This window comes from Haloquadratum walsbyi J07HQW2 (assembly GCF_000415985.1).
Taxonomy (GTDB): domain Archaea; phylum Halobacteriota; class Halobacteria; order Halobacteriales; family Haloferacaceae; genus Haloquadratum; species Haloquadratum walsbyi_B.
In genome coordinates, this window is sequence record NZ_KE356561.1 from 1,698,446 (window position 1) to 1,720,884 (window position 22,439).

The 22,439-nt window shown below is 46.4% G+C and carries 19 protein-coding genes; 10 read left to right on the forward strand and 9 right to left on the reverse strand.

The window, feature by feature from the left end; translation table 11 throughout:
• Positions 1 to 561: 561 nt before the first annotated feature.
• The 3 genes from J07HQW2_RS07910 to engB all read left to right on the forward strand — a co-directional run bounded on the left by J07HQW2_RS07910 (position 562) and on the right by engB (position 3,408).
• Positions 562 to 1,131, forward strand: a complete 570-nt coding sequence (locus J07HQW2_RS07910; RefSeq protein WP_303704026.1) for a hypothetical protein — start codon at positions 562 to 564, stop codon at positions 1,129 to 1,131.
• A 420-nt stretch (positions 1,132 to 1,551) separates the two neighbouring features.
• Entirely contained in the window at positions 1,552 to 2,481 is a 930-nt protein-coding gene (cofC, locus tag J07HQW2_RS07915; RefSeq protein ID WP_021054918.1) for a 2-phospho-L-lactate guanylyltransferase, read from the forward strand.
• A gap of 306 nt (positions 2,482 to 2,787) precedes the next feature.
• Positions 2,788 to 3,408 carry a GTP-binding protein EngB gene (gene engB, locus J07HQW2_RS07920; protein WP_021054919.1) on the forward strand — a complete coding sequence of 207 codons (621 nt, stop codon included), beginning with the start codon at positions 2,788 to 2,790 and terminating at the stop codon, positions 3,406 to 3,408.
• A gap of 240 nt (positions 3,409 to 3,648) precedes the next feature.
• Here engB and J07HQW2_RS18130 read toward each other — a convergent pair whose 3' ends face one another.
• Positions 3,649 to 3,816 (reverse strand): Mov34/MPN/PAD-1 family protein, encoded by a 168-nt coding sequence (locus tag J07HQW2_RS18130; protein ID WP_021054920.1) that lies wholly within the window; start codon positions 3,814 to 3,816, stop codon positions 3,649 to 3,651.
• Positions 3,817 to 4,174: 358 nt separating this feature from the next.
• Positions 4,175 to 4,558, reverse strand: coding sequence for a rhodanese-like domain-containing protein (locus J07HQW2_RS07925; protein WP_021054922.1), 384 nt, complete (start codon positions 4,556 to 4,558; stop codon positions 4,175 to 4,177).
• Positions 4,559 to 6,095: 1,537 nt separating this feature from the next.
• On the opposite strand from J07HQW2_RS07925, the gene J07HQW2_RS07930 reads away from it, so the two are divergent.
• Together J07HQW2_RS07930 and J07HQW2_RS07935 are read left to right on the forward strand one after the other, a co-directional pair.
• The gene (locus J07HQW2_RS07930; protein ID WP_021054923.1) at positions 6,096 to 6,836 is read left to right on the forward strand and encodes a coenzyme F420-0:L-glutamate ligase; all 741 of its coding nucleotides are present in this window, start codon (positions 6,096 to 6,098) and stop codon (positions 6,834 to 6,836) included.
• Complete coding sequence (locus J07HQW2_RS07935; RefSeq protein ID WP_021054924.1) at positions 6,829 to 7,833, forward strand: 5,10-methylenetetrahydromethanopterin reductase; 1,005 nt, start codon at positions 6,829 to 6,831, stop codon at positions 7,831 to 7,833. The genes J07HQW2_RS07930 and J07HQW2_RS07935 overlap by 8 nt, the downstream gene beginning before the upstream one ends.
• 18 nt (positions 7,834 to 7,851) lie before the next feature.
• On the opposite strand, the gene J07HQW2_RS18135 is transcribed toward J07HQW2_RS07935, so the two are convergent.
• Positions 7,852 to 7,983 carry a hypothetical protein gene (locus J07HQW2_RS18135; protein WP_303704027.1) on the reverse strand — a complete coding sequence of 44 codons (132 nt, stop codon included), beginning with the start codon at positions 7,981 to 7,983 and terminating at the stop codon, positions 7,852 to 7,854.
• 327 nt (positions 7,984 to 8,310) lie between these two features.
• On the opposite strand from J07HQW2_RS18135, the gene J07HQW2_RS07940 reads away from it, so the two are divergent.
• Positions 8,311 to 8,706, forward strand: coding sequence for a DUF7573 domain-containing protein (locus tag J07HQW2_RS07940; RefSeq protein WP_021054925.1), 396 nt, complete (start codon positions 8,311 to 8,313; stop codon positions 8,704 to 8,706).
• A gap of 142 nt (positions 8,707 to 8,848) precedes the next feature.
• Here the strand turns inward: J07HQW2_RS07940 and mutL are convergent, their stop codons facing one another.
• Together mutL and mutS are read right to left on the reverse strand one after the other, a co-directional pair.
• Complete coding sequence (gene mutL, locus J07HQW2_RS07945) at positions 8,849 to 10,639, reverse strand: DNA mismatch repair endonuclease MutL (protein ID WP_021054926.1); 1,791 nt, start codon at positions 10,637 to 10,639, stop codon at positions 8,849 to 8,851.
• On the reverse strand, positions 10,632 to 13,493 hold the full coding sequence (mutS, locus tag J07HQW2_RS07950) for a DNA mismatch repair protein MutS (protein ID WP_021054927.1): 2,862 nt from the start codon (positions 13,491 to 13,493) through the stop codon (positions 10,632 to 10,634). The genes mutL and mutS overlap by 8 nt, the downstream gene beginning before the upstream one ends.
• A 941-nt stretch (positions 13,494 to 14,434) precedes the next feature.
• Here mutS and J07HQW2_RS07955 point away from each other — a divergent pair.
• The 4 genes from J07HQW2_RS07955 (at position 14,435) to J07HQW2_RS07970 (ending at position 19,628) form a co-directional block, all read left to right on the forward strand.
• Positions 14,435 to 15,364 carry an AAA family ATPase gene (locus J07HQW2_RS07955; protein WP_021054928.1) on the forward strand — a complete coding sequence of 310 codons (930 nt, stop codon included), beginning with the start codon at positions 14,435 to 14,437 and terminating at the stop codon, positions 15,362 to 15,364.
• A 183-nt stretch (positions 15,365 to 15,547) separates the two neighbouring features.
• Positions 15,548 to 16,738: a DUF58 domain-containing protein gene (locus J07HQW2_RS07960; protein ID WP_021054929.1), complete on the forward strand. Its 1,191-nt coding sequence runs from the start codon at positions 15,548 to 15,550 to the stop codon at positions 16,736 to 16,738.
• A 59-nt stretch (positions 16,739 to 16,797) separates the two neighbouring features.
• Positions 16,798 to 19,122 carry a transglutaminase TgpA family protein gene (locus tag J07HQW2_RS07965; protein WP_021054930.1) on the forward strand — a complete coding sequence of 775 codons (2,325 nt, stop codon included), beginning with the start codon at positions 16,798 to 16,800 and terminating at the stop codon, positions 19,120 to 19,122.
• A gap of 209 nt (positions 19,123 to 19,331) precedes the next feature.
• Positions 19,332 to 19,628: a translation initiation factor gene (locus tag J07HQW2_RS07970; RefSeq protein ID WP_021054931.1), complete on the forward strand. Its 297-nt coding sequence runs from the start codon at positions 19,332 to 19,334 to the stop codon at positions 19,626 to 19,628.
• A gap of 183 nt (positions 19,629 to 19,811) precedes the next feature.
• Here the strand turns inward: J07HQW2_RS07970 and J07HQW2_RS07975 are convergent, their stop codons facing one another.
• The 4 genes from J07HQW2_RS07975 to rimI form a co-directional block, all read right to left on the reverse strand.
• Complete coding sequence (locus J07HQW2_RS07975) at positions 19,812 to 20,375, reverse strand: NUDIX hydrolase (RefSeq protein WP_021054932.1); 564 nt, start codon at positions 20,373 to 20,375, stop codon at positions 19,812 to 19,814.
• A 223-nt stretch (positions 20,376 to 20,598) separates the two neighbouring features.
• On the reverse strand, positions 20,599 to 21,093 hold the full coding sequence (locus tag J07HQW2_RS07980) for a DUF5809 family protein (protein ID WP_021054933.1): 495 nt from the start codon (positions 21,091 to 21,093) through the stop codon (positions 20,599 to 20,601).
• Positions 21,094 to 21,193: 100 nt separating this feature from the next.
• Positions 21,194 to 21,670 carry a DUF5810 domain-containing protein gene (locus tag J07HQW2_RS07985; RefSeq protein ID WP_021054934.1) on the reverse strand — a complete coding sequence of 159 codons (477 nt, stop codon included), beginning with the start codon at positions 21,668 to 21,670 and terminating at the stop codon, positions 21,194 to 21,196.
• 263 nt (positions 21,671 to 21,933) lie between these two features.
• On the reverse strand, positions 21,934 to 22,425 hold the full coding sequence (rimI, locus tag J07HQW2_RS07995) for a ribosomal protein S18-alanine N-acetyltransferase (RefSeq protein WP_021054936.1): 492 nt from the start codon (positions 22,423 to 22,425) through the stop codon (positions 21,934 to 21,936).
• Positions 22,426 to 22,439: the final 14 nt, after the last annotated feature.

The window sequence follows — 22,439 nt, forward strand, 5'->3', positions numbered from 1 at the left end:
AAGCAATACGTATAAAATCAGTGTACAACGATGGAATATGTATATCGCTTCCGAACCTATCCTGACCACACAGGTGTCATCTCGGAAGTCGAACAGCATCTTAAAATCCATCGCCAAGCCTACAACCATACCCGACACGGATATAATAACAAGCAAAACCAGGTCAATGCTGGAAGTCATTAATGAAGATCAAAAACGATTTCCAGACTGGAAAAATAAGTGTTCGATATTTGGAGACGTTCATTCCAGGGCACTTCGGAAAACCGTCGAACGATTCTACAACAACCTGTCTAATCTCAGCAAAAAAGCAGAAAGGGTACAAGATTGGTGAACTGAAATAGAAGTCGCCACGAGAGTATCAAAGTATTATGTATTCGCAGTCTGGCTTCGAACTCAAAAACACGAGTGGTTAAGACACGAGCACGGCTACACTCTAGCTCTGGCTCTCAAAAATCGGTGAGATTCGCATTCGCCACCACCGACCCGTTCCGGACCACACTATAATCAAAGGTGGGGCAGGGTCTAGCCTTGTATCTTCGATAACACCCACTGGTGCGGTTGGTGTCGATACGACGGACGGAATTTAAGCATGAACGCGTTGGAACACAACATACGGTTTCTGTGACGCTCACGGAATTATATCAAGACCCAGCACTTGAGTCATCGACACTTGCTGAATCGACAGGGTTGACGGATGTAACGTGGACGGTGACGCGATATGATCAAACTGGTGCACAAGTTGATCAGCAATCATATGACGGTCGGCAGCTCACGGGTACACGTATTGCGGCAGCAGATGGAACGAATCGGATCACTATTCGAGCTGTCGGAACGATTCCTTTTGTCGAGTCATTCTCATATGATCCAAAACAATCACTTCGAGTGATTTCGCTGACACAAACTCGTAGAGGAGAGTCATCAAATGTCGTCGATATTTGGACAGCGACACATGGTACAGAGCAGAGTGTATCAACACGTGAGAGGCTGACGACAGCACGTGAGATCGTCTCAACTGTCGATTCAGGCCAAGCCAGTCAGACAATGCAGGATGCCATTGATGCATACAATGGTGAGTTTGCACCTGCAACGCAGCTTGCATCAGAAGCCGAGGCAGTGGCTAAACAAACATAGCAATCGAATCAAAAGGTCCGATATATGCTCTATGGAATTGCCGGACTAGTTATTATTGGGGGGATTGTGTATTGGCGTCAACAACAACGAACAGAAAATAAATTGCGCTGATTGATGATATTGTCCTGATAAATTGATATTACACTTCAAGAAATAATGTCGTCATCCTATCGTTCCCTGGTAGTGTCTTATGACGTCGACCGTCCAACTGAGACTCAATGCCGAAGAGTAAGTATGACAATTGATTAAATACACTCTTTGAGGACCGCGGCTGAGACCCTTCGACAAATAGTATGAGTAATCAGTATAAACAATCAACAGACGATCGATAGAATCAGAATAAATCGGGGAGAAAATATAGCGGTGTGGCGGAATAACAGAGTCATATCACGAGTGACTGATAAATTATAGTGAGCACTAATGCACGTCATTGTTCCATATACAGATATATCGCCGAAAACACGACTTGACTCGACACTGACAGCATCTGAGCGGTCTGCATTTGCACAGGCAATGCTATATGATGTCATCTCTGCACTGCAAGCTAACGGGCATACCGTTGAGCTTCTTACCCCAACGAAAACAGTAACACACGCAAGAAAACGAGTAAATGAAAGCGATAATACGGATATAACCGCAGAAACCACCGAGATGAGATCGGCATCTACACCGGCTCACGAGACCGCAGTAGAACAGGATGCTGAGAGTGACACTCATTGGTCACAGTCACCGACAAGTGCGGTCAGTATTACCCCTGAGGTCGTGATGATGATTCTCGGAGGTAGTAGTGATTCTGATGGGGAAATGAGCATTCAACATAGAAATAATCATAAAGATACGACTCAAGATGGAATACAACCAAATCAAATTACTGTAACGACTGATGACCGAGCGCTAACACCCGCAGTTAATGGCTGTTTGAACCGGCTATCTGATCCAAAGGCACAGTTTGGTGAGCTTGCAGTGGTGATGGCTGACCTGGCACTCATAACACCTACAGCGATCGAACGGCTGTTCGCTCGAGAAGGAGACGTCGTACTCGCTCCTGGTCGTGGTGGAGGAACGAACGCAATTGTTATCAGGCATCCATCATTCACAGTCAATTATCACGGCGCATCATATCAGGATCATCATCAAATAGCGGTTGATGCGTCTCTTTCAGTCGGCGTTATTGATTCAATGCGTCTCGGAACTGATATCGATGAGCCTACAGACCTTCCGGAGGTACTATTTCACAATAGCGGGATGGCTTCTGAGTGGCTCCAATCGGTCGGGATCAAACTCAGTCTTGACGATGACACTGGACGTGTCGGTATCACTCATCAACGCAACCGTGCAGATGAGGATTAAGGTCTAATTTTTAAATTCCGCCATTGAGTCTACACTCAAGATCAAAATTGAGATCAAACATTAGCTTATGAATATTGTTTACACAAACTGATATGCTAAGATACACTATCACGAATACTCTTAATGATAACTTCGAAGACCTTGCTCTACTCCGCGTACGGAACATCAAATATAGTTCAGTATGTTCGCGATTGAACTCATTGAAGTAGTGCGGAAGTGATATGCATAATCCTCACATAAATCTTTCAGATCCTGAATTCTGTTGAGGTTAGCTAATTGTGGTCAAACCCTGTATGTATAATTAATATGTTCGAAAATCGTCCAGATTGCGATGAAGTTGCTCTTCTCGGCCGATCAAATGTTGGTAAATCAACATTGATGCGTGAGCTAACTGGTCATACTGGATTCACAACCGGCAGAAAACCCGGCGTGACGCGATCACCGAATCATTACGATTGGGCTTCTGAAAGATTCATGTTTACTGATCTTCCAGGTTTTGGGTTCATGTCTGGAGTCGAAAGTAGTCAGCGTGAGCAGATCAAGACCGATGTTATCCGGTATATCGAGTCAAATGCCGATTCAATCCTCGCTGCTGTTCTTGTTGTCGATGGAAAAAGCGCTGTTGAGATTATCGACCGACACTCTGGACCTGATGAGATTCCACATGATGTTGAGCTATTCAGTTTTCTCTGGGAACTCGATATTCCTACCGTGGTTGCAGTAAATAAAATCGATAAAGTCGAACGTCGAGATGATGAACTTGATAATCTCTGTGATCGTCTTGGGCTATATCCACCATGGCAACAGTGGCAGGATACGATTGCCCCAATTAGTGCAAAACGTGGGTCAATTGAGCCACTTGAGGAAGCACTTCAAATAATATTCAGTGATCAGCGGCGTGATGACCTCTTGAAATTTGTTACGTGATGACGACGATTTCTTGATTGAACTGATTACCGTCCCATCGCCACGACCCCAGATCATAAGCTGAATTAGTATCTATTGGTGCCGAGCAAGATTGACCGTCATTACTTGAGTTTAGCTCAATGTCGGTCTTGTTGCCAGCGGTATCAATACTATTATCGCTATTTGCATACCGATGTGTGCCTACTGGACAGGAATCTATTGATACCGATTATATTGGGGCAGTGTTACTCGGACGGTTGCTCATACTGTAGCTGCCTTCAGTTTGAATATTATCAACAGAGCAGATAAGATCAGATATGAGTATCCACTCCACATTGCCCGTGCAGTGTCGGTCTCACTCGGGGTTAATGGACCGTCTGGATGGCTGTGGTAGGATCCGACTACCTCGCGACCGGTTTTATGAATCATATCAAGTACTTCGACAAGCCATTCAGGGTTAATTTCATATCATGTACGTGGCGTCTCAGCGGTATTCGCTATCGGATACACAGTTGTGACCACAGTTTCAGAATTATGATCTATTCCGGAAAGAACACCACAAATCTCAGTCTTACTCGTGTGTGATTATGCGAGGATTGTGTTATAACATGTTGATGGGAGTTTAATCATAATTTGAGCAATGATGGATATTCAGAATATTAACGATGCTACTGCATGCTTCTATTGGATATCATGTAATCGTACAACGCTTTGTCTACGGATATCTATCTGAGTTGACAAATATGGAAGTGAATAGCGGCTCTGTCATATTGACAGAGCTAATTTTTCATTCGTCCGACTCAGTAGATACTGATTCAAACTGAGACTGATTATCTTGAACGAGTTCATACTCCCATGCATCATATCCACCAGCCATACTCTGGACTGTTGCACTGTCAGGGATATTCTCATAACTTTGAATGAGGCGTGCTGCTTGGACTGATGATTGTCCAATCGGACATGCAACGACGATATTTTGCTTCCAGTCAACTTCCTCAATACGACGTGGTAATTTATCTAATGGAATATTGATGGCTTCAGGGAGATGTCCTTGCTCGAACTGCGTTTGTGAGCGAATGTCAATAATTTGTATTTCATTCATCTCCTTGACATCAAAATTGTCAGTTTCTAACTGTTCTTTGACTGTCTCAGGATCAACCTCAGATACCATCGAAGTTCTCCTTACTTTGACTGATTATCTGTGTGAATCGTATATTCGTGTGCATATATACATAGAATATTTTGGGGTACTAAATCCTATCTTGTTCGTGCAGAGAGCTACCTATGGACTATCCATTATATCTCATAAGGGCAGTTGATTTTTTGATGACGCATCTTCCATCCATACCACAGAAGGGATCTACATGCTGTGGATATACTGGACCTTAGCGTATATTCGTTTAATTACAGTCGGGCTGGGAGCTCCATACTTTCAATTTGTGCTCCGCGTGTGTATTGCGCTCGTCTCCAGTTCAGACACTCAGATGATCTACTCGCCTGGACAGTAATAATGTCACATATTAAACATCGCCGAGTCGTACCACCCACACTGCTAGCGACCGGTATATTCTTTCTCATATTCGCATCGCCAGTAGACAATTTGATGTATAGTCAGAAATACTCTCTCAGAGGTCATATCAATGATATTTAACATTGTCAATCGAGAATTATCTCAGTTTCGATGGAAGAAGCTGGGCCTGCAGATATTAACATACGTATTAATAGATTCGAATGGTGGCTCAGATAAAGTTCCACATCACAAGGGGCTCAGTGGGGGTAACTGTCATCATGGCCACCATCAATAAGTCACACCCGAGAAATAAGAATCCACGTTTCTACCTCCAGATACGGACATGATGTGCATGGATGGACTACCTCGAGATCAAGCCTTGTGATATTCGCCGTGACCGCTAGCAATGATCGAGAGTATATCAATTACGGCTATTGGATTCAATAATCTCTTTGCACGTAATAAAGACTATTCCACTCAGTATCGACTAGGACAAGCATGAACTAATCTTATTTTATCTCATATTCATTGTATGAGATTTTGTGATATTGTGCTGGTATATCTTTTACAGTATGGATATACAGTGAAGTACCTCGGGGGCAAACCCCGTGCCGAGACTTCCCTGTGTCGACCACACTACACCAGCAAGAGAATTTCAGTCAATGCCTCCCGACCCCGACCTCTTCGTTTTCTATGAGAAATCGGCTGGAAGTCACACCCGAACACACCGCACCACATCGCAGCGTCCGTGGGAGTCGGAGTCGGAGTCGGTCACTGTCACTCCCACTCCACCATGACCATGACCCGGTGAAACCCCCGTCCCCGTCCCGTCGCACCATCACTGGCGGATGGTGACAGGGGTCGCATCTCCAGACTACCGCAGACAGCAGTAGATTGCGGTCATTAATCCGTCTGTGAGATTTTCTGACTATACATTTATAACTCATGTAGCGTCATCACTGTGTATATCGACTTCACCCTCCCAGTCTCGGGGTCACATCAGTACAGTACAGTATCAAAGCCCCGACTCCCGGCCCCGAGGCACTCGCCTTGTTTATCTGTAGATATTGAGTCAGTTTCATCCCTGCGGTGAATGGCGAGGCTTTCACCCTGCATTTCAGCAATTTCATAATCTATCGAAACCGGATACGCTAGCCAACACCTACTTGTTTTTCACTAACCGGTGTTCTGTTACCATATGGAATTATTTGCAGTCAATGATCTCCCAGAGGTACATCAAGGTGATGACCTCGGAGCGTTGATTACTGAGCAGGTTGATCTCAGACCAAGTGATATTGTCTGTGTTGCTTCAACAATCGTCTCAAAAGCCGAAGGTCGGAGTATGAATCTCAACCGCTTTTCACCAGGTCCACGTGCCAGAGAGCTTACAGCGGCGCTTGATTCAGATATAGACCCGCGATTCACACAAGCTGTTCTTGAAGAGAGTGTTGAAATTATTCTTGAATCACCGTTCCTCCTCACAGAGACGCGGTTTGGTCATATCGGTGTCAACGCGGGCATTGATCGCTCAAACGTGCCTGATGCTGATTTGCTATTATTACCGAGACGCCCAACTGAGAGTGCTGAACGGCTTCGTGAGACATTACCAGCTGACCGGATTGTTGTTACCGATACATGCGGACGACCATTTCGTCACGGACAACGTGGTGTTGCATTAGGGTGGGCAGGACTTCCACCAGCTCGTGATTGGCGTGGAGAAACCGACAGAGACGGTCGTGAACTCAGTGCAACTGTCGAGAACGTCGTCGACGAGTTTGCCGCTGCTTCAAATCTGCTTGCCGGCGAAGGTGATGATGGGACACCCGTTGTTGTAATTCGTGATTTTGAGTGGGGTGATCACGGAAGTAGTGATGCTCACTTCAGAGATGTTGATACAGACTTTGTGCGTCAGGCTGTTCGGGGGTGGTCGTATGCGTGATGTTGCCGCGGACCGACCAACACTTGGCGTCGAGTTAACACCTGAAGTCCCTATCCCAACGGTGGTTGATCTCGGAGTGACAGCTGAGGAATCCGGATATGATGGAGCGTTCATCTCCTGTCATTACAATAATCGAGATCCATTTGCAGCGTTAGCCCAGTTGGCTACAAAGACAGATACGCTTCATATCGGTCCAGGTGTTGCGAATCCGTACGAGTTGCATCCTGTTACATTGGCATCGAAAACGGCGACTGTCGCTGAGCTTACCGATGGACGTGCACTCTTCGGAATTGGTCCTGGCGACGTCTCAACACTACAAAATCTTGGTCTGACAGATGAGCGCGGTCTGCGATCGGTTCTTGAGGCATTCAAAGCAGCTGAAGATCTTTGGGCAGGCGAGCGTATCACACATGAAGGGACATTCGAAGCGAACGACGCTGGATTAAATTTCTCCGTTCCTGGTGAGATCCCAGTTTATATTGGCGGTGAAGGTCCACATATGTGTCGAATGTCCGGAAAGCACGCTGATGGGCTATTATTTAATGGATCACATCCTACTGACCTTGCCTGGGCAAGTGACCGAGTTGCCGAAGGTATTGAAGATCGATCATCAGAATACGGTGAGTTTGAGTTGTTAGCATACGCCAGCGTCAGTGTCGCAGATGACGCAGAAGCAGCTCGTGAGGCTGCCCGTCCACCGGTTGCATATATTACTGCTGGAGCAGCTCCGCCCGTGCTTGACCGACATGATATCGACGCATCATTAGCTGAGTCGATTGGACAAAAGATTGGTGCAGGCGACTTCTCAGAGGCATTTGAGACTGTGACGCCTGAGATGATCGATGCATTCTGTATCGCCGGTGATCTGCCAGCGGTGACTGACCAGATGGCAAGTGTGCTTGAACAGACAGACGGGATTATTATCGGGTCACCAATTGGTCCAGAGCAAGAACGTGCGATTGAATTAGCTGCAACAGCGTTCGAGCAGGCTCAATAATACAGCCTATATCAGTCTCTATCTAGCTTCGCTCATATTTTCATTTGATTCTGTGTCTGGTTGTGCTGATACTTCCTCACAAGCACTTACACCCCATCCAGTCAACGCATTGAGTGCCGACCCAGCGGCGAGAAGGCTGAAATATCCCACAGCAACGGTTGTCAATGCAGCACAGGGGTGAACTACCCCGATCTACTCACTCACAGCTCGGTGCCGTTCGTTCCTTGAGGAAGGGCTCTTGCCCTTGTTACTCATAAAAGAGTTCAGCCACAAAATATATACTCGGAACCATATCGATGCTGCGTTTTCAGACTACTTGGGTGTTGATGTCACCCATTATGATGAGCGCATCATATGGTTACTACACATCTTTACTGTGTGCAATATATTAGAGATGATATTGCCCTTTCGTAATTAGAAAACGAGAATTCGATTGGTGCGAACAAAATATACCGTATTGTCTCAAATTATCATATAGTGACACAGGACCGCTCGCTTGATGAGTTCATCAATTCAGAGGCGACCGATGATGATACTGATGCAAACATCAAGATCGATTCAGACCACAGCGCCAGTTCCAGCGCTAACGATGCAAGTGATAAGACAAGAAAACCGGATGATGCCACTCACGACGATCATAACACAACAGTATCAAAAGGAACTGGTGGTACCGGTACCGATGAATCTAAGACGGAAATAGAATCAAAAACAGATGTTTCTCCAGCCGTGATGATATTTCAGTGTGACCCAGGCGGAGTTTCATGTCCTCATTGTGAGAACGTTGTCACACAACGCTGGCGAACACAACAGCACACCGAAGCCAACACCGTAGAGAAGACCGTGTACATTTGTGCGGATTGCAAAGAGTGGTGAGTTAGATCGGTGTTTTGATTCTCACAGTGTTTGTTAAAATTCGATAGTCTCGGTAGAAGAGTCAAATTACTTTTATAAAATGATGATTCAGTAGTCAGAGACAGTAAAGTACAATCAGGGTTTTACAGAGCATGCTACTCAGTCAGTTTATTCGAGTATTTCGACGCCCAAATCCACGGACGAGATCCATCTCATCAACGGTGAGCACTACCGGACGACCATGTGGACAGGCATATGGATTTTCACATGCACCAAGTTGGCTCAGAAGCTCATCACCTGCAGACGGATCTAGCATCTCACCGGCACGAAGCGACTGATGACAAGCCACTTCGGCAAGTGCCTTATCCTGCTCATCAGCCGCTGATGGTGTGTCATCATTTTGAAGCGTATCGATAGCATCACAGATACTCATAGGAGCTGCCGGTTGTCCCAGTGGTGCTGGCACCGAATGCACGCTAATCGTTCTGTGTGTCTTTTGAGCACTGCCGTCACCAGTTGTATACTCATATCCATACTGAGTTAACTGGTCTGTAATGTGATCTAGTGCTGCGTGCTGTCCTGGTGTGAGTGAGACGAGCACTGGTGGGTCAATCGCGACAGTTGGGAGGTTGTCATCAATGGTTGCAGAAAGCCGCTCATATGTTATTCGCTCATGAGCGGCGTGTTGATCAACGATGAGAAGTGTATCATCAAGCGAGCATAAAAGGTATAATTTCTTGAATTGCCCAAGAACATCTGCATCAGCAATGGCAGCTGACGGAGTATGATCAGAATCAGTGAGTGGTTCAAATGGAGCATCGAGTTCTGTCGAGAGAGCGTCTATTTGCCGCTGATCAACTGTTGATAATGCGTCATTGACACTTGTCTCAAGCATATCTGCAATCAAATCGGTAGTTTGAATTCGCACCACCTGTTTCCGTGGGTGGACGTTATGATCAGTCAGTGATCCCGGAAGTGAAATTGTTACTGCTGCAATTGGATTTCGTCCACTCGGAAGGAGCTCGCTATATCCATTCATAATTGCTGTGGTGAGTGTCTCATCACTTACCGGTCGTCCGTCAATTGCTATTGAGAGTGCATCACGGCTTGCACGTGTGATTGTCGGATGAACAAGCACGCCATCAATCTCGATTGTAGCAGTCTGTGTCTGTGTAGGTGTATTGGATTTACTCTCTACATCAACTGTCTGCGTGGATTCAATGGTTGTGCTTTGTGCTGCTATTTCACGATCATATACACCAAGCAATGCGGATGTATACCCTTCTCCAGATGTGGAAAGCACCTTGTTTCCATCATGCTGGAGCGACATAGCAGTCATAGGGTGCAATAATGCATAGCGTGAGACGAGTTTACTAATCTGTGCGAACTCTGTTTGTGATGAGGCGAGTGCTTCCTGTCTTGCTGGCACTGTTTCAAACAAATCGCGAACGGTAACGGTCGTGCCACATGCTCGTCCAGCTGGCTCGACAGTTTCAGCAGTTGGACCATTTGTTTTGACGATTGTCCCGCGTGGACCCCCGTTATTCGTCTCAATTTTCACCGTGCCAACAGTCGCAATGCTTGCGAGCGCTTCACCACGAAATCCAAGTGTCTCAAGCGGTGGGATAGTGCCTTCCTGTTCTGCTGGCATTATTTCACCGGATGCCTGTTTTGTTGTATCAATCTTACTTGTTGTATGTCGCTGCACTGCGAGAATAGCGTCTTGTTTTGACATTCCCTGGCCGTTATCACGAACGACTAGCTGATTGGTGCCATCTCCAGTTACTGAAATATGAATTCGGTCTGCACCAGCATCAAGCGCATTCTCGATCAACTCGACAACAACATCTGCTGGTCGAGTGATGACTTCTGCTGCAGCAACTGCTGCAATCATCTCATCACTGAGACGGCAGATACTATTATTACTGTCTTCGGTATCCTCCTGATTACTCATCTAATCGTCTCTGTAAATTCTCGAGCATATTCAGCGCTTCAAGCGGTGTCATCCGGGCGATGTCGATATCACGTAGTGATTTGAGCACATCAACATTCGCTGACCTGGCGTATTGATCAGTGATTAAATCAGACGTATCTATGTTTGACTCCGTGCCTGTATCTGCATCTATGTTATCTCTGTTTCTCCCGTCCTCATCGGAGCTTTTTGTTGTATGAGTATTATCGCTTATGAGCGTGGGTGTGATATTATCCGAGTTAGTACCTGAATCCTTCTTCAGTGATTTATCTGATGTGCTGTTCTTTATATTTGTGTTCTGCTCGGAGTGTGCCGTCTGACCTTGGCTATCGCTGTGGACATACTGTCGTGCCTGTTCAACAACCGGAGTGGGAACACCGGCAAGTTTGGCAACTTCAATTCCGTATGATGAATCAGCTGTTCCTGGTGCAACCCGGTGAAGAAACGTTACTGATTGATCATTATTATCTGAGTGTGTCTCACGATGGACTCTAAAGTGTAGATTGAATGCCGATGGGAGCGATGTTGTCGCATCTGTTAGGTTATGATAATGAGTTGTAAATAGCGTCCAAGCGCCCACTTCATCATGAATAAACTCTGTTGTTGCACGTGCAATCGCACGTCCATCTGTTGTCGATGTTCCACGCCCAACTTCATCGAGAAGAATAAGTGATGATTCGGTAGCATCATGAAGTATATCGGTCATTTCAGACATTTCACGCATAAACGTTGACTCACCACCGGCGATATCATCAGATGCCCCTATTCGCGTGAATACCCGGTCAAGAATTGGGATGTGAGCGGTATCTGCAGGAACAAATGACCCTGCCTGTGCAAGGATACAGATATGTGCGATCTGTCGCATATATGTTGATTTGCCACTCATATTTGGTCCCGTTATCATTGCGAGATGACCGTTCTCAAAATTAATCCCATTTGGGACGAATTCTGCTTGCGCCTGTTCAACGACAGGGTGACGACCACCCTCGATGATGGGGGCATCTGCGGTTATTTCTGGGCGGACATATGCATATGATGTTGCGATAGTTGCATATGAGACAAGTGCATCGAGACGTCCAATTGTATCTGCTACTGCCTGCAGTCGAGTCGTTTCTGCAGCGACTTCGGTGCGAACATCGCAGAATAGTTCATATTCAAGATTATCTGCTCGCTCCGAGGCAGCGATAATTTCGTCTTCACGACGCTTTAACGCGGGTGTATAGAATCGTTCAGCGTTTTTGAGTGTCTGTCGACGAGTGTACTCATCGGGGACGCAGTCGAGATTCGGGTTTGTTACCTCAATATAATAACCGTGAACTTCCGTATACCCAACCTCAAGTGAGTCGATCCCAGTCCGCTCGCGTTCGCGAGTCTCAAGATCACTCACCCACTCACGCCCAGATTTCTCTGTTGCTCGGATATCATCGAGTTCGTCATTAAATCCCTCAGCAATCACATCACCGTCGGTCACGGTTTGCGGTGGGTCCGGACAGATTGCTGCGTCGATTAGCTCGCGGATATCATCAAGCGAGTCAAGATCACTTTGCAACTGTTCGAGTGCTTTGGGCGGTGAGTCTATTTTTGTAATCGTTTCTGTGAGAGCTGAGTTGAGTGCAGGAATATTGTTAAGACTCTGCAACAGTGACCGCATGTTACGTGCATCTGCTCGCTCACGTGCAATTCGAGCGGTAAGGCGCTCAAGATCATATATTTGTGATAGTTTCTCTGTGAGCGTCTCAACGAGAAGGGGATTCGCAGATAGCATGCTAACAGCATCATGACGTCTCTCGATTGCTCCAGAATCTACGAGCGGTCGTCGAATCCATGATTCAAGCGTCCGGCGTCCAAGCGCCGACGCCGTCTCGTCGATCGTTTCAATGAGTGTCTCACCGTGCGGCTGTCGAGAATTGAAAAGCTCTAAACTCTGTATTGCAGTTGCATCGAGCCGGAGAGCAGTATCTGTATGATATCGTCTAATTCGAGAGACATACTCAAGCGGTCCACGATCACCTTGTGTATATTCAGCGTAATCAAGAAGTGCCCCGACTGCTCGCCGTTCAACAGACGAAAGAAGTGCTGTCGGCTCATCAATATATGCTTCAAGTGTGTTGGTCGCTGCTGTAATGTCAAAAGCCTCCGCTGTGTGTGTTGTCTGCATCGTTTCGAAAGGGAGTGATGAGGGTTCGATTGTCTCTGTGTCAACTTTGGGACCGATGAGTAATTCCGCTGGCGTGAGTCGGTTCAACTCCTCATGGACGCGATCATACTCAACACTGGTTACACGACATGCACCTGTTGAGACATCAACTGTTGCGATTGCCCCAGTCGTCTCCAAGCTATCATCTTCTAGATTGGTCGCACTCACAGCACCGAGATACGTTGCTGTCGGGTCCTCAAGCAGATCACCACTGGTTACAGTCCCTGGTGTAATAATATCTGTTACTGCCCGATCAACGAGTCCATTTGTCGCACCAGCATCTTCAACCTGTTCAGCAATAGCTACTCGAAAGTCAGCCGATAATAGTGATTTAATATATGATGTAGCATTATCAATCGGGATACCCGCCATTCGATAGGTTCCTGTTGAGTCCTCACGCTGTGTCAGAGTTACCTCACAGACTCGGGCAACTGTTGCTGCAGCCTCACAGAATGCCTCATAGAAGTCACCAACCTGGAATAACACAAGTGCATCTGGGTGAGTCTCACAGCAGTCAAGATACTGTGATAGCATTGGTGTTAATTCTGTGCGTCGTGCGAGCATCTTTTCTGGTGGTCCTTCAGGTCGTGACTCGGCGTCGGCGCTGGATTCAATGTCAGTATCGATGTCTGTTGTCATCCTTGCTGAGCATATTTCAGAGATATTATTTTTTACAATACAAATTTGCGGGCAATCCACATGATCACATGGCTACTTTGGATCGATATTACATCGCTTGATTTTGATGTCTTCACACATATGAGCTACATCCTACCCATCTGCTGACGGAGGATCTTGAAACTGTAGCTTTCTGTGTTAATTGCGTGATATGTATTTATATTATCGAGAATATCCGGCAACGTGGACATATGAAGCACAGTATTTATACTCATCATTGGCTCTGACTGTCCCAATATTCGTGTTTCAGATGCATGAGAGCCGCGTTCGTATCATTATCTATGTCAAACTGCATACAAGTAATAAATGCTGTTATACATAGAGTGATTTGCCATACCATATTACATACACTGCACGCTATCTGAATATATTTCTTATTCAGTCTGAGTCAAATATGTTCCTTCCATCTTGCATTTGTGATTATGTTTATATTCGAGATTATCCTGTTATTAATATTTATGTTGTATAATCTATGCAACTAACCGCTGTGATTTGTGCTGACATATGAGTCAGTAAATATAGTGATAATACCGCTGAATTTCAGCCCTTGCTCGCACACGCTCATTCGAGCAGAGACTTAGCGCCCACGGTTAGACGGGAACACAGGATCTCTCAACATAAAAATAATCACTTCTACTAACGGTATACCCACAGCATTGCTTCTTAACTCATTCTCAACAGATGAGATTCTCCAGCAGAATTAGGTGTATTCGGTCGATATACATATTTACTGAGGTACTGAATGGTAGCACTATTGACCGATATACCCGTCTGTATCAATGTACGATGTAGCTATGCGGATCTTTAGATGCTCATACAATGACCGACACTGACACCAACACCGACACACACGCGACACAGACACAGTCGTAAATGCAAACACCGCCGATAGCGATTCACAGGTGTCTTCTCCCCTTGCTGTTGATGAGGTTTCAGCGTTGACAACACGTATCATTGACAATGTTGAGCGTGTTATTGTCGGTCATCGAGACGCTGCAGAAGATATTCTAATCACCATGCTCGCCCGTGGTCATCTTCTACTTGAAGACGTTCCAGGCGTTGGAAAGACAATGCTTGCGCGATCAATTGCGACCTCGGTTGAATGTTCGTTCAATCGTGTTCAATTTACCCCTGATCTGCTCCCACCAGATGTCACAGGTGTGAATATCTTTGATCAACAACAACAAGTATTCGAATTTCAACCTGGTCCGGTGTTCGCCAATGTCTTGCTTGGTGATGAGATTAACCGTGCCCCACCAAAGACGCAAGCAGCATTACTTGAGGTGATGGCTGAACAGCAAGTAACAGTTGATGGTGAGACACATGCTGTTCCGGATCCGTTTACTGTCATTGCAACACAGAACGATATTGAACCAACACAGACGTATGATCTTCCTGTAGCTGAGGTCGATCGGTTTACAAAGCAAATCCGGCTCGGCTACCCCAACGAGACCGAAGAGACTGAATTATTAGGGCGAATTGCAGGAAATCATCCAATAGAGTCACTTGAAGCGGTTGCAACTGCTAGAGACGTCAATCGTGCAAGGAAAACAGTAGCTGCTACAACCGTGAGTGAGTCAGTCCGTTCATATATCGCTCAACTGGCAGGGTACACACGTGATAATGCTCGTTTGGGAGTAAGTCCTCGTGGGGCAATTGCGCTCGTTCGTGTTGCACAGGCTCGTGCTGTCTTTGAGGGTCGTGACTTTGTGATTCCAGATGATATACATGCTGAGATTCACGCAACGTGGTCACACCGGATCCAAACGGCTGATACAATCGATAGCGCACGTATTGTTGATGATGCAGTTGATGCGGTTCCGATTGAATAATATATCACTGACACAATGATTAATGGATTCAACGATATAGCTAAAAACGTTGACTATTAACTATTTCTTCATTGGGACGTAATATCACCATGTATAGTTGTATTAGTTTAGATGTGCGATATCGTTTCACAGCAGCATTGTTCCGATATACCATATGAAAATACTATGAGAGTGTGAGTACTGATGCGCCCGACACGTCGCGGTTATATGATTACGTTGATCTGTCTCACTGCATTTAGCGCCGGGATTATGTATGGTCCGCGGGCACTCGATGCTGTTGTCATTCCTGGGGTGGTTGCACTGTTGGCGTCGATTATTGACGTTGGACGAGTTTCAGAGCCATCTATCGAGCGAACATTACCACCGCCAGCAGAGCCCGGAACAAAAGCACAAATTACATTGACGATTGAAGCTGACCGTCCGGTCCCAGTCAAAGCAATAGATACCGTTCCATCTGGTCTTACAGGGACATCAGTTATCGAAACCATAGCGGATGGAACCAATGTTGAATATGAATTGAACCGCCGTGACCGTGGGTGTCATGTCATTGGTCCGGTTACTGTGCGACTTCGTGATCGATTAGGTCTCTTCGAGCGTGTGTTTGTGATTGATAATACAGATTCGATCACTGTCTTTCCAGATATGTACCCACTCACACCGATAGCCGTTGATGCAGTTCAAAATACCGCTGCTCCGACAGCAGGCGCTCAACGAGGATCATTCGAAGGGCTTCAGGAGTACACCCGTGGAGATGCGCTCCGCGATGTCCACTGGAAAGCTTCAGCACGATATGATGAGCTTTTCACTCGTGACTTCGGGAGTGCAGCGAGTGAAAATAATCAAATTGACGCACTCACAATTACTATTAATATCGGGCGCCAAGATAGGGTCCCATCTGAGTTTGTTGATGCCGCAGCAACAGCAGCGGCAAGTATATGTGTCGAAGCGCTTAGTCGAGGGGCTGCTATCCAATTGCAGACAGCAACTGAGAGTGTGACTGCTGTTGCAGGGAGTGAGCATTCAGTTCTTGAATATCTTGCAGAGCTCTCAGTTTCGTCGACTTCTCAGAATACGATAACGAATGCAGACATACATGTGACAGCGAGCACAGAGTCAGTGTCCGTCTCCTTTGGAGAACATACTGTTGACTTTGTGGACTTACTGAGTATCGAAAATGTAGAATCTCAAGATAATGAGGCCGTGTCCATCGCTGCGAATATGATTGATAATCCGAAGGCACAGACCCTGGATCATAATCACGATAGTAACATCACTGTTGATACCGACGCATACTCAGATGTTCGTTCTGAGTCAAGTAATATCTCATCAGAGCCGCCCTCAGATGATTCAAAAACACAAAGCAAGTACACATGAACCGATCGCACATATCAAGTAATGTAGCTAAGATCGGCAGAGTAGCGTCTCGTCCCAGTATGCTCGCTACTAGCGGTATCATAGCGATAACATGGTCATATGTGAGCGTTCTTGCGGACATCGCGACAGTCACAGGCTGGCGAGTGCCATTTTTAATTATTGTCGTCCTTGCTGGTGCTCTCGGTGCTACAGTTGGGATCGTTGGGCGTGCCAGGTCGGCGTTTGTGCTGACAGTCGGTCTTTTGCTTGTCGGGTTGATCGTATACATCTATACCCTTTCGCAAGCACAGCAACAGCTCCTCACAGCACAGCGGTTGCTTGCTGACACCGCTGCATTGTTTACTGGTCTCTCAATTCTACGCTTTGTTCGCGCCGGTGCATGGGCTATTGCTGTCGTTCCAGCTCCGGTATTTCTTTCGTGGGCGCTCTTGAGCGCTGGTCGATACGTGCTTAGTGCAGCGGCGGGTGGCGTTGCACTTGGACTTGTTATCCTCACGGGCGATGCCAGTCTGATCACAGCACTGACTGGTGTCGTTGGATTTCTTGTTACAGTCGCAGCGGCAACAGTTAATCAGTACGATGGTGGCATAGACCAATTTGATACGATAATCGTCCTTCTTTCGGTCATTATTGTCCTGTCAACATCGGTCTCTGCTGTTCCTGGCAGCGGAAATTCGCCACTCGTTCCTGAAAAAACTCCGCAGACGGTTGATGCAAGTCTCACCAGCGCCGATCAGCGAATTGAGGTATTAGGGAGTATTGATCTTTCACCACAAGTTCGATTTACCGTCGAGAGCTCTCGCCCGTCATATTGGCGGACGGGAGCTTACAATCGATATACTGGCGATGGTTGGGTCCGGACTGGGGAGGCACAGCCATATCGGGGACAACTTTCATCTCCGCCCGGGTCATCACAACCCGTTCAACAGACAATAACGACACAACAACCGATATCGATTCTTCCAGCGGCATGGAAACCAATCAGAATTGAGGGTTCAGCAGCCTCACAGGCGACCGTCACTACACAGGGTGGATTGGTTCCACGAACATCACTCAACGCCAACACAGAATACACCGTTACGAGTCGTCTGCCGCTGTGGACGCCTGCACAATTGCGTCGAGCGGGAACAGCATATCCAGCAGAAATTGATGAGACCTACCGCGAAGTGCCCGCTGACACAAGCGACCGAGTAACCCAGCGCACGAATCAAATTATCGCCAATGCTAGCGCTGATACGGTTTATGATGCTTCGATTGCGATTGAACGGTATCTTGAAGAAAATAAACAATATTCGCTTTCAGTATCAAAGCCAGACGGTAATACTGCTGAATCGTTCCTGTTTGAAATGGACGCAGGATACTGCGTTTATTATGCAAGCACAATGGCTGTAATGCTTCGAACACAGGGGATTCCGACGCGGTTTGTCACTGGGTATACTCCAGGAGAACGCATCGATTCAAACACACATGTCGTTCGAGGGCTCAACTCACATGCATGGGTAGAGGTATACTTCCCTGATGCCGGGTGGGTTCGGTTTGATCCGACGCCTGCGACTGAGAGACAGTCAGTTGAGGGGTTGCGGCTCTCAGAAGCACGTCAACAAGACACAGATGGTGTTGATCTCAATGAGTCAACTCCAACGCCAACACCAAGTCCTGGCGACACGGCATCAGAAAACGGTGCTTCAGGTGCCAATACTGCGGCGACCCCAGCGTCAACCGGGCAGTCGCAAACGACGCCAGAGGGAGGTGCAGCGGATAACGGCTCGACCGGATCAACAATTCAAACTCCGGGGATTGGTGGTCGAGCCCCTGACTCTCTCGGGGCATCATCATCATCATCGGTATCATTTATTGAACAGATCCTTCCAGCAGTTCGAATTCGCCGACTTCTCGCTGCCATAGCTATTGGACTTATTGGCGTGGGGGCAGCGATGCGACAGTCAGATTCCATCCGACATCTCAGAGCTCTTTTGATTGCACAGTCTCAGTGGTTGACATCGACCCAACAACGCACGGGTGTATTTTCTGGTCTCCTCTCCAGTTCTGAGAACGGACGTGAATCGAAGCCCGATCCCGATAGTGCAGTAGCATATGCACATAAACGTGCAATGGCGGTACTTGCATACACGCATCGACCACGCCGTCCAGGTGAGACATCTCGCACATACCGGGATGCACTGTCACTCTCGGCTGATCATGAAACAGCGCTTCAGCAGATAGAACAGGCGTATGAGCGTAGTAAGTATGGTGATGGTGTTTCAGCATCGACAGCAGCAACAGCGGTCACCGCTGCAGACTTTCTTATCCGCACTGGAACTCCATTTCGCCGCCATATAGCTCGATTTCGATCAACCAAGCTACTAGATGATAATAAGGAATAAGAATATGAGTCGAGACCTGAGTGATTAATGTACGTTCATATACTATACAATGCAGTTAATAACGACTGGCAACGATAAGGTACTTATTATTTGATTGTATATTACGCTCACGGAATGGCAAAGCATGACATCGCGACCGAGAGTTGGCGTTCCTTGAGGACTCGAGTGTACGACAGCATTATAACTAAATCGAGTCAAATGTGGAACAGATGAGTGGGAACGTCTGCTCAACGTGCGGACTCCCTAACGAGCTTTGCGTTTGTGAAGACGTCGCAAAAGATTCTCAGGAGATTAATATCCGCGTTGATGAGCGCCGCTATGGAAAGGAAGTAACGATAATTGAGGGATTCGATCCAAAAGACGTTGATATGGACAGTCTGTCTTCAGATTTGAAATCAAAATTCGCCTGTGGTGGCACAATTGAAGACGGCTCAATTCAACTGCAAGGCAATCATACCGGTCGTGTTGAGGATTTCCTCCGAGATAAGGGGTTTAATGTTGCGTGAGTGAAACTTAATCCAATCTGCGCTCAGTTTGATAGTTGTCGTTAGCTTTATTTTGGTGCTATATATAGTAGTTATACCACACAAAGAACTGTGAGAAAGGTGTTTCTCGGATCACAAATTCATACTTTTACCTTTCTGAGAAGATACCAGCCCTTGATTTCTGAAGCAAGATTCAATAGTATACTAGAGGAGATCTTCTTCACTTGCAAGCAATATGCCCTCCAGGGTGGCATCATTTGTTGGTTCGGTGCGCGCAATCTCAATCGCATCAGCAACCGGCACGGAGTGGACTGAAAGGAATTCATTATCATCAAGCGCCTGTTCAACGGGCTCGAGATCTGTTGCAAGTACGAATCCGCGCCGATGTCTGAGCACCCCTGTTGAGCACCATAGGTCTTGTAAGAGAAGTAGGTTGTTCGCGTCGAATCCTGTTTCTTCACGAAGTTCACGCTTCCCAGCGTTAGTGAATGACTCATTCGCTTCAACGACTCCTGCTGGAAGTTCCAGATGCGTTTCTCTGACCGTTGGTCGATATTGTTCAACAAATATTATTGAATCATCTGCAATTGCAACAATAACCACGGCTGTTGCAAGTTCAGCCCAATAATATTTTTTTGTACTCCCATCTGGCTGTTCAACACGATCATATCCACCGGTATACCAACCAGTCTCATACTCAGTTACAGATTCACGAACAGACCATTCTGGTACGGAAAGTGACTCATGACGGCGTCCATCTTTGCTCATCGCGTATATATCTGAATGGTGATCGATTAATACTTGATGACGTTTTGTCTGCTGTGAGTGAGATGATTATCTAGTTAATAAGTCGATGGTAAACTGCCTCGGGGTCAAGCCCCGAGGCACTCGCTCTACTCAACCTGTAGATACTTGATATCTTGTAGCAAGAATAAAAAATAAGATTGAATCATATCGGAGAAAGACACAGTATCGATACAAAATGATTCAGTTATTCTTGAATATCAGTATCAGCTGATGGCTCATCCTCGATTACTGGTCGGTAAATCTCACCAAAACTGTGTCGACGAAGGGTGCTGACTGCAGCTGTCTGTTCATTCTGGAACGTAGCAGCAATAACATCATCACTGAAAGGTGCATGGTGCCATGCAACGCGGGCAACATTGGGACTTCCCATCTGCTCAACATTGACAGCAGGGTGTGAATCAACCCATTGTTCAAACTCATCCCGTGAGCCAACTCTTACAGCTAATTGTTCCGCGAACAGGGTCTCCCGTGCCGCCTCAAGTACCTCACTCGTGATACGGTCATTATACTCCTCGCGATCAAATCCCATTGCGGTTGCGATCTCTCTGACGACGGTCTGTGCAGTTGATCCGAGTGAATCAAATTGATTATGAACCGTTGTTGTTGATGTCGGTGCAAGTTCACCGAGGGTGTCTAACTCGTTCGTGGCCGCCTCTGTCGTATTGTCTTCGTTCGTCATATTCTCAGTTTATTATATCTGTTTGTATCAGCAATCAGTATGAGTATCAGCGTTTTGACTGATATCAATCATAGCACTCATGATATGAGTAATTGAATTGTTATTCATCAGTATTCGCTGAGTCATCGTCTTCATTCGTTAATTGCTTTTGCGTGTCGGTGTCTTCAGCGCCGTCAGGATCCTCATCATCGGTATGGATCATCTGAGCCGTCAACTCACGTGCTTCCTTAAGTATACTGTGTGTTTCTCCATCAATCTGAGTTTCCACAGTATCACTCACTGCATCGATACTGACCTCGGAGTCTGCTGAGTCGGTATGATGGCTATGATCATGCATCTGTCGACCACGTTGTCTGTGGACTGTGTCCTCAAACACTTGATCGTATTTGACTGAGGTAGCGAATTCAACAACAATCTCAGCTAGTTCATCGGTGCCATACGCTCCCCAATCACCAACGTGTTCCTCAAGCCAAGACTCGTGATCGTCAGTATGAACGATTGCTGTGAATGCAAGATGATCTGCAAGATGTGCTGCATCTTGCTGTGGAGTCTCACATACAGGACAAGCATAGCCCATAGATACGATATGAACTCACGACACAAGGTTGCGACGACTCATATGCTCCTCATCTAACAATAATTTCATGAACCAAGCTGAGTGGCTCAAGACTTTCACCGATTTCTTAGATTGGCTCTGGACAATAATCGTTGAATCGCTACGACGCTTCAAAATTATATTTAATATTCTGACACAAATAATGTATCTGAATATCAATAGTTATGATACAATATCTGAAGTCCCCGGTAGGATTCCTCTACATGCGTCTATAGAGAATATAATCATGAAGATTCTAAGTCAAGAATCAAGATAAGTGCATCCTCACCGTCATCATAGTACCGTGGCACGCGACGTGAGACCTCAAATCCAACTGATTCGTATAATGACTGCGCAGACATATTTTCTGCTCGTACTTCTAATTTTATTGTCACCGCACCAGTGGCAGCGAGTTGTCTAATCGCAGTCCATAGAAGGGTTCGTCCGATGCCTTTTTGACGTGCAGATGGCGCAACAGCAAGATCCTTGATATGTCCACGGTCGCGTCCATGATTTGGCATTATATCAGCAATAATATACCCATGTATATTTGCCGTTTCGGCGGCTGTTGCGGCTAAGAATACAGGATCGTCAAGCGCAGACAGAAATGCCTGGTATGGCCACGGGTTCTCAAAGGAAGCACGTTCGATCCGGAGGATATCAAGAAGATCTGCACGCTCAACTGCACGGATATTCATATTATCAGCTTGAGAGGCAGTGTCAGCCGGATCAATCACACTACTATATTGAT

Coding starts and splice junctions, on each gene's coding strand:
- cofC (WP_021054918.1), top strand. CDS start 1,552: ATGCACGTCATTGTTCCATATACAGATATATCGCCGAAAACACGACTT.
- engB (WP_021054919.1), top strand. CDS start 2,788: ATGTTCGAAAATCGTCCAGATTGCGATGAAGTTGCTCTTCTCGGCCGA.
- J07HQW2_RS18130 (WP_021054920.1), bottom strand. CDS start 3,816: ATGATTCATAAAACCGGTCGCGAGGTAGTCGGATCCTACCACAGCCAT.
- J07HQW2_RS07925 (WP_021054922.1), bottom strand. CDS start 4,558: ATGGTATCTGAGGTTGATCCTGAGACAGTCAAAGAACAGTTAGAAACT.
- J07HQW2_RS07930 (WP_021054923.1), top strand. CDS start 6,096: ATGGAATTATTTGCAGTCAATGATCTCCCAGAGGTACATCAAGGTGAT.
- J07HQW2_RS07935 (WP_021054924.1), top strand. CDS start 6,829: ATGCGTGATGTTGCCGCGGACCGACCAACACTTGGCGTCGAGTTAACA.
- mutL (WP_021054926.1), bottom strand. CDS start 10,639: ATGAGTAATCAGGAGGATACCGAAGACAGTAATAATAGTATCTGCCGT.
- mutS (WP_021054927.1), bottom strand. CDS start 13,493: ATGACAACAGACATCGATACTGACATTGAATCCAGCGCCGACGCCGAG.
- J07HQW2_RS07960 (WP_021054929.1), top strand. CDS start 15,548: ATGCGCCCGACACGTCGCGGTTATATGATTACGTTGATCTGTCTCACT.
- J07HQW2_RS07965 (WP_021054930.1), top strand. CDS start 16,798: ATGCTCGCTACTAGCGGTATCATAGCGATAACATGGTCATATGTGAGC.
- J07HQW2_RS07970 (WP_021054931.1), top strand. CDS start 19,332: ATGAGTGGGAACGTCTGCTCAACGTGCGGACTCCCTAACGAGCTTTGC.
- J07HQW2_RS07975 (WP_021054932.1), bottom strand. CDS start 20,375: ATGAGCAAAGATGGACGCCGTCATGAGTCACTTTCCGTACCAGAATGG.
- J07HQW2_RS07980 (WP_021054933.1), bottom strand. CDS start 21,093: ATGACGAACGAAGACAATACGACAGAGGCGGCCACGAACGAGTTAGAC.
- J07HQW2_RS07985 (WP_021054934.1), bottom strand. CDS start 21,670: ATGGGCTATGCTTGTCCTGTATGTGAGACTCCACAGCAAGATGCAGCA.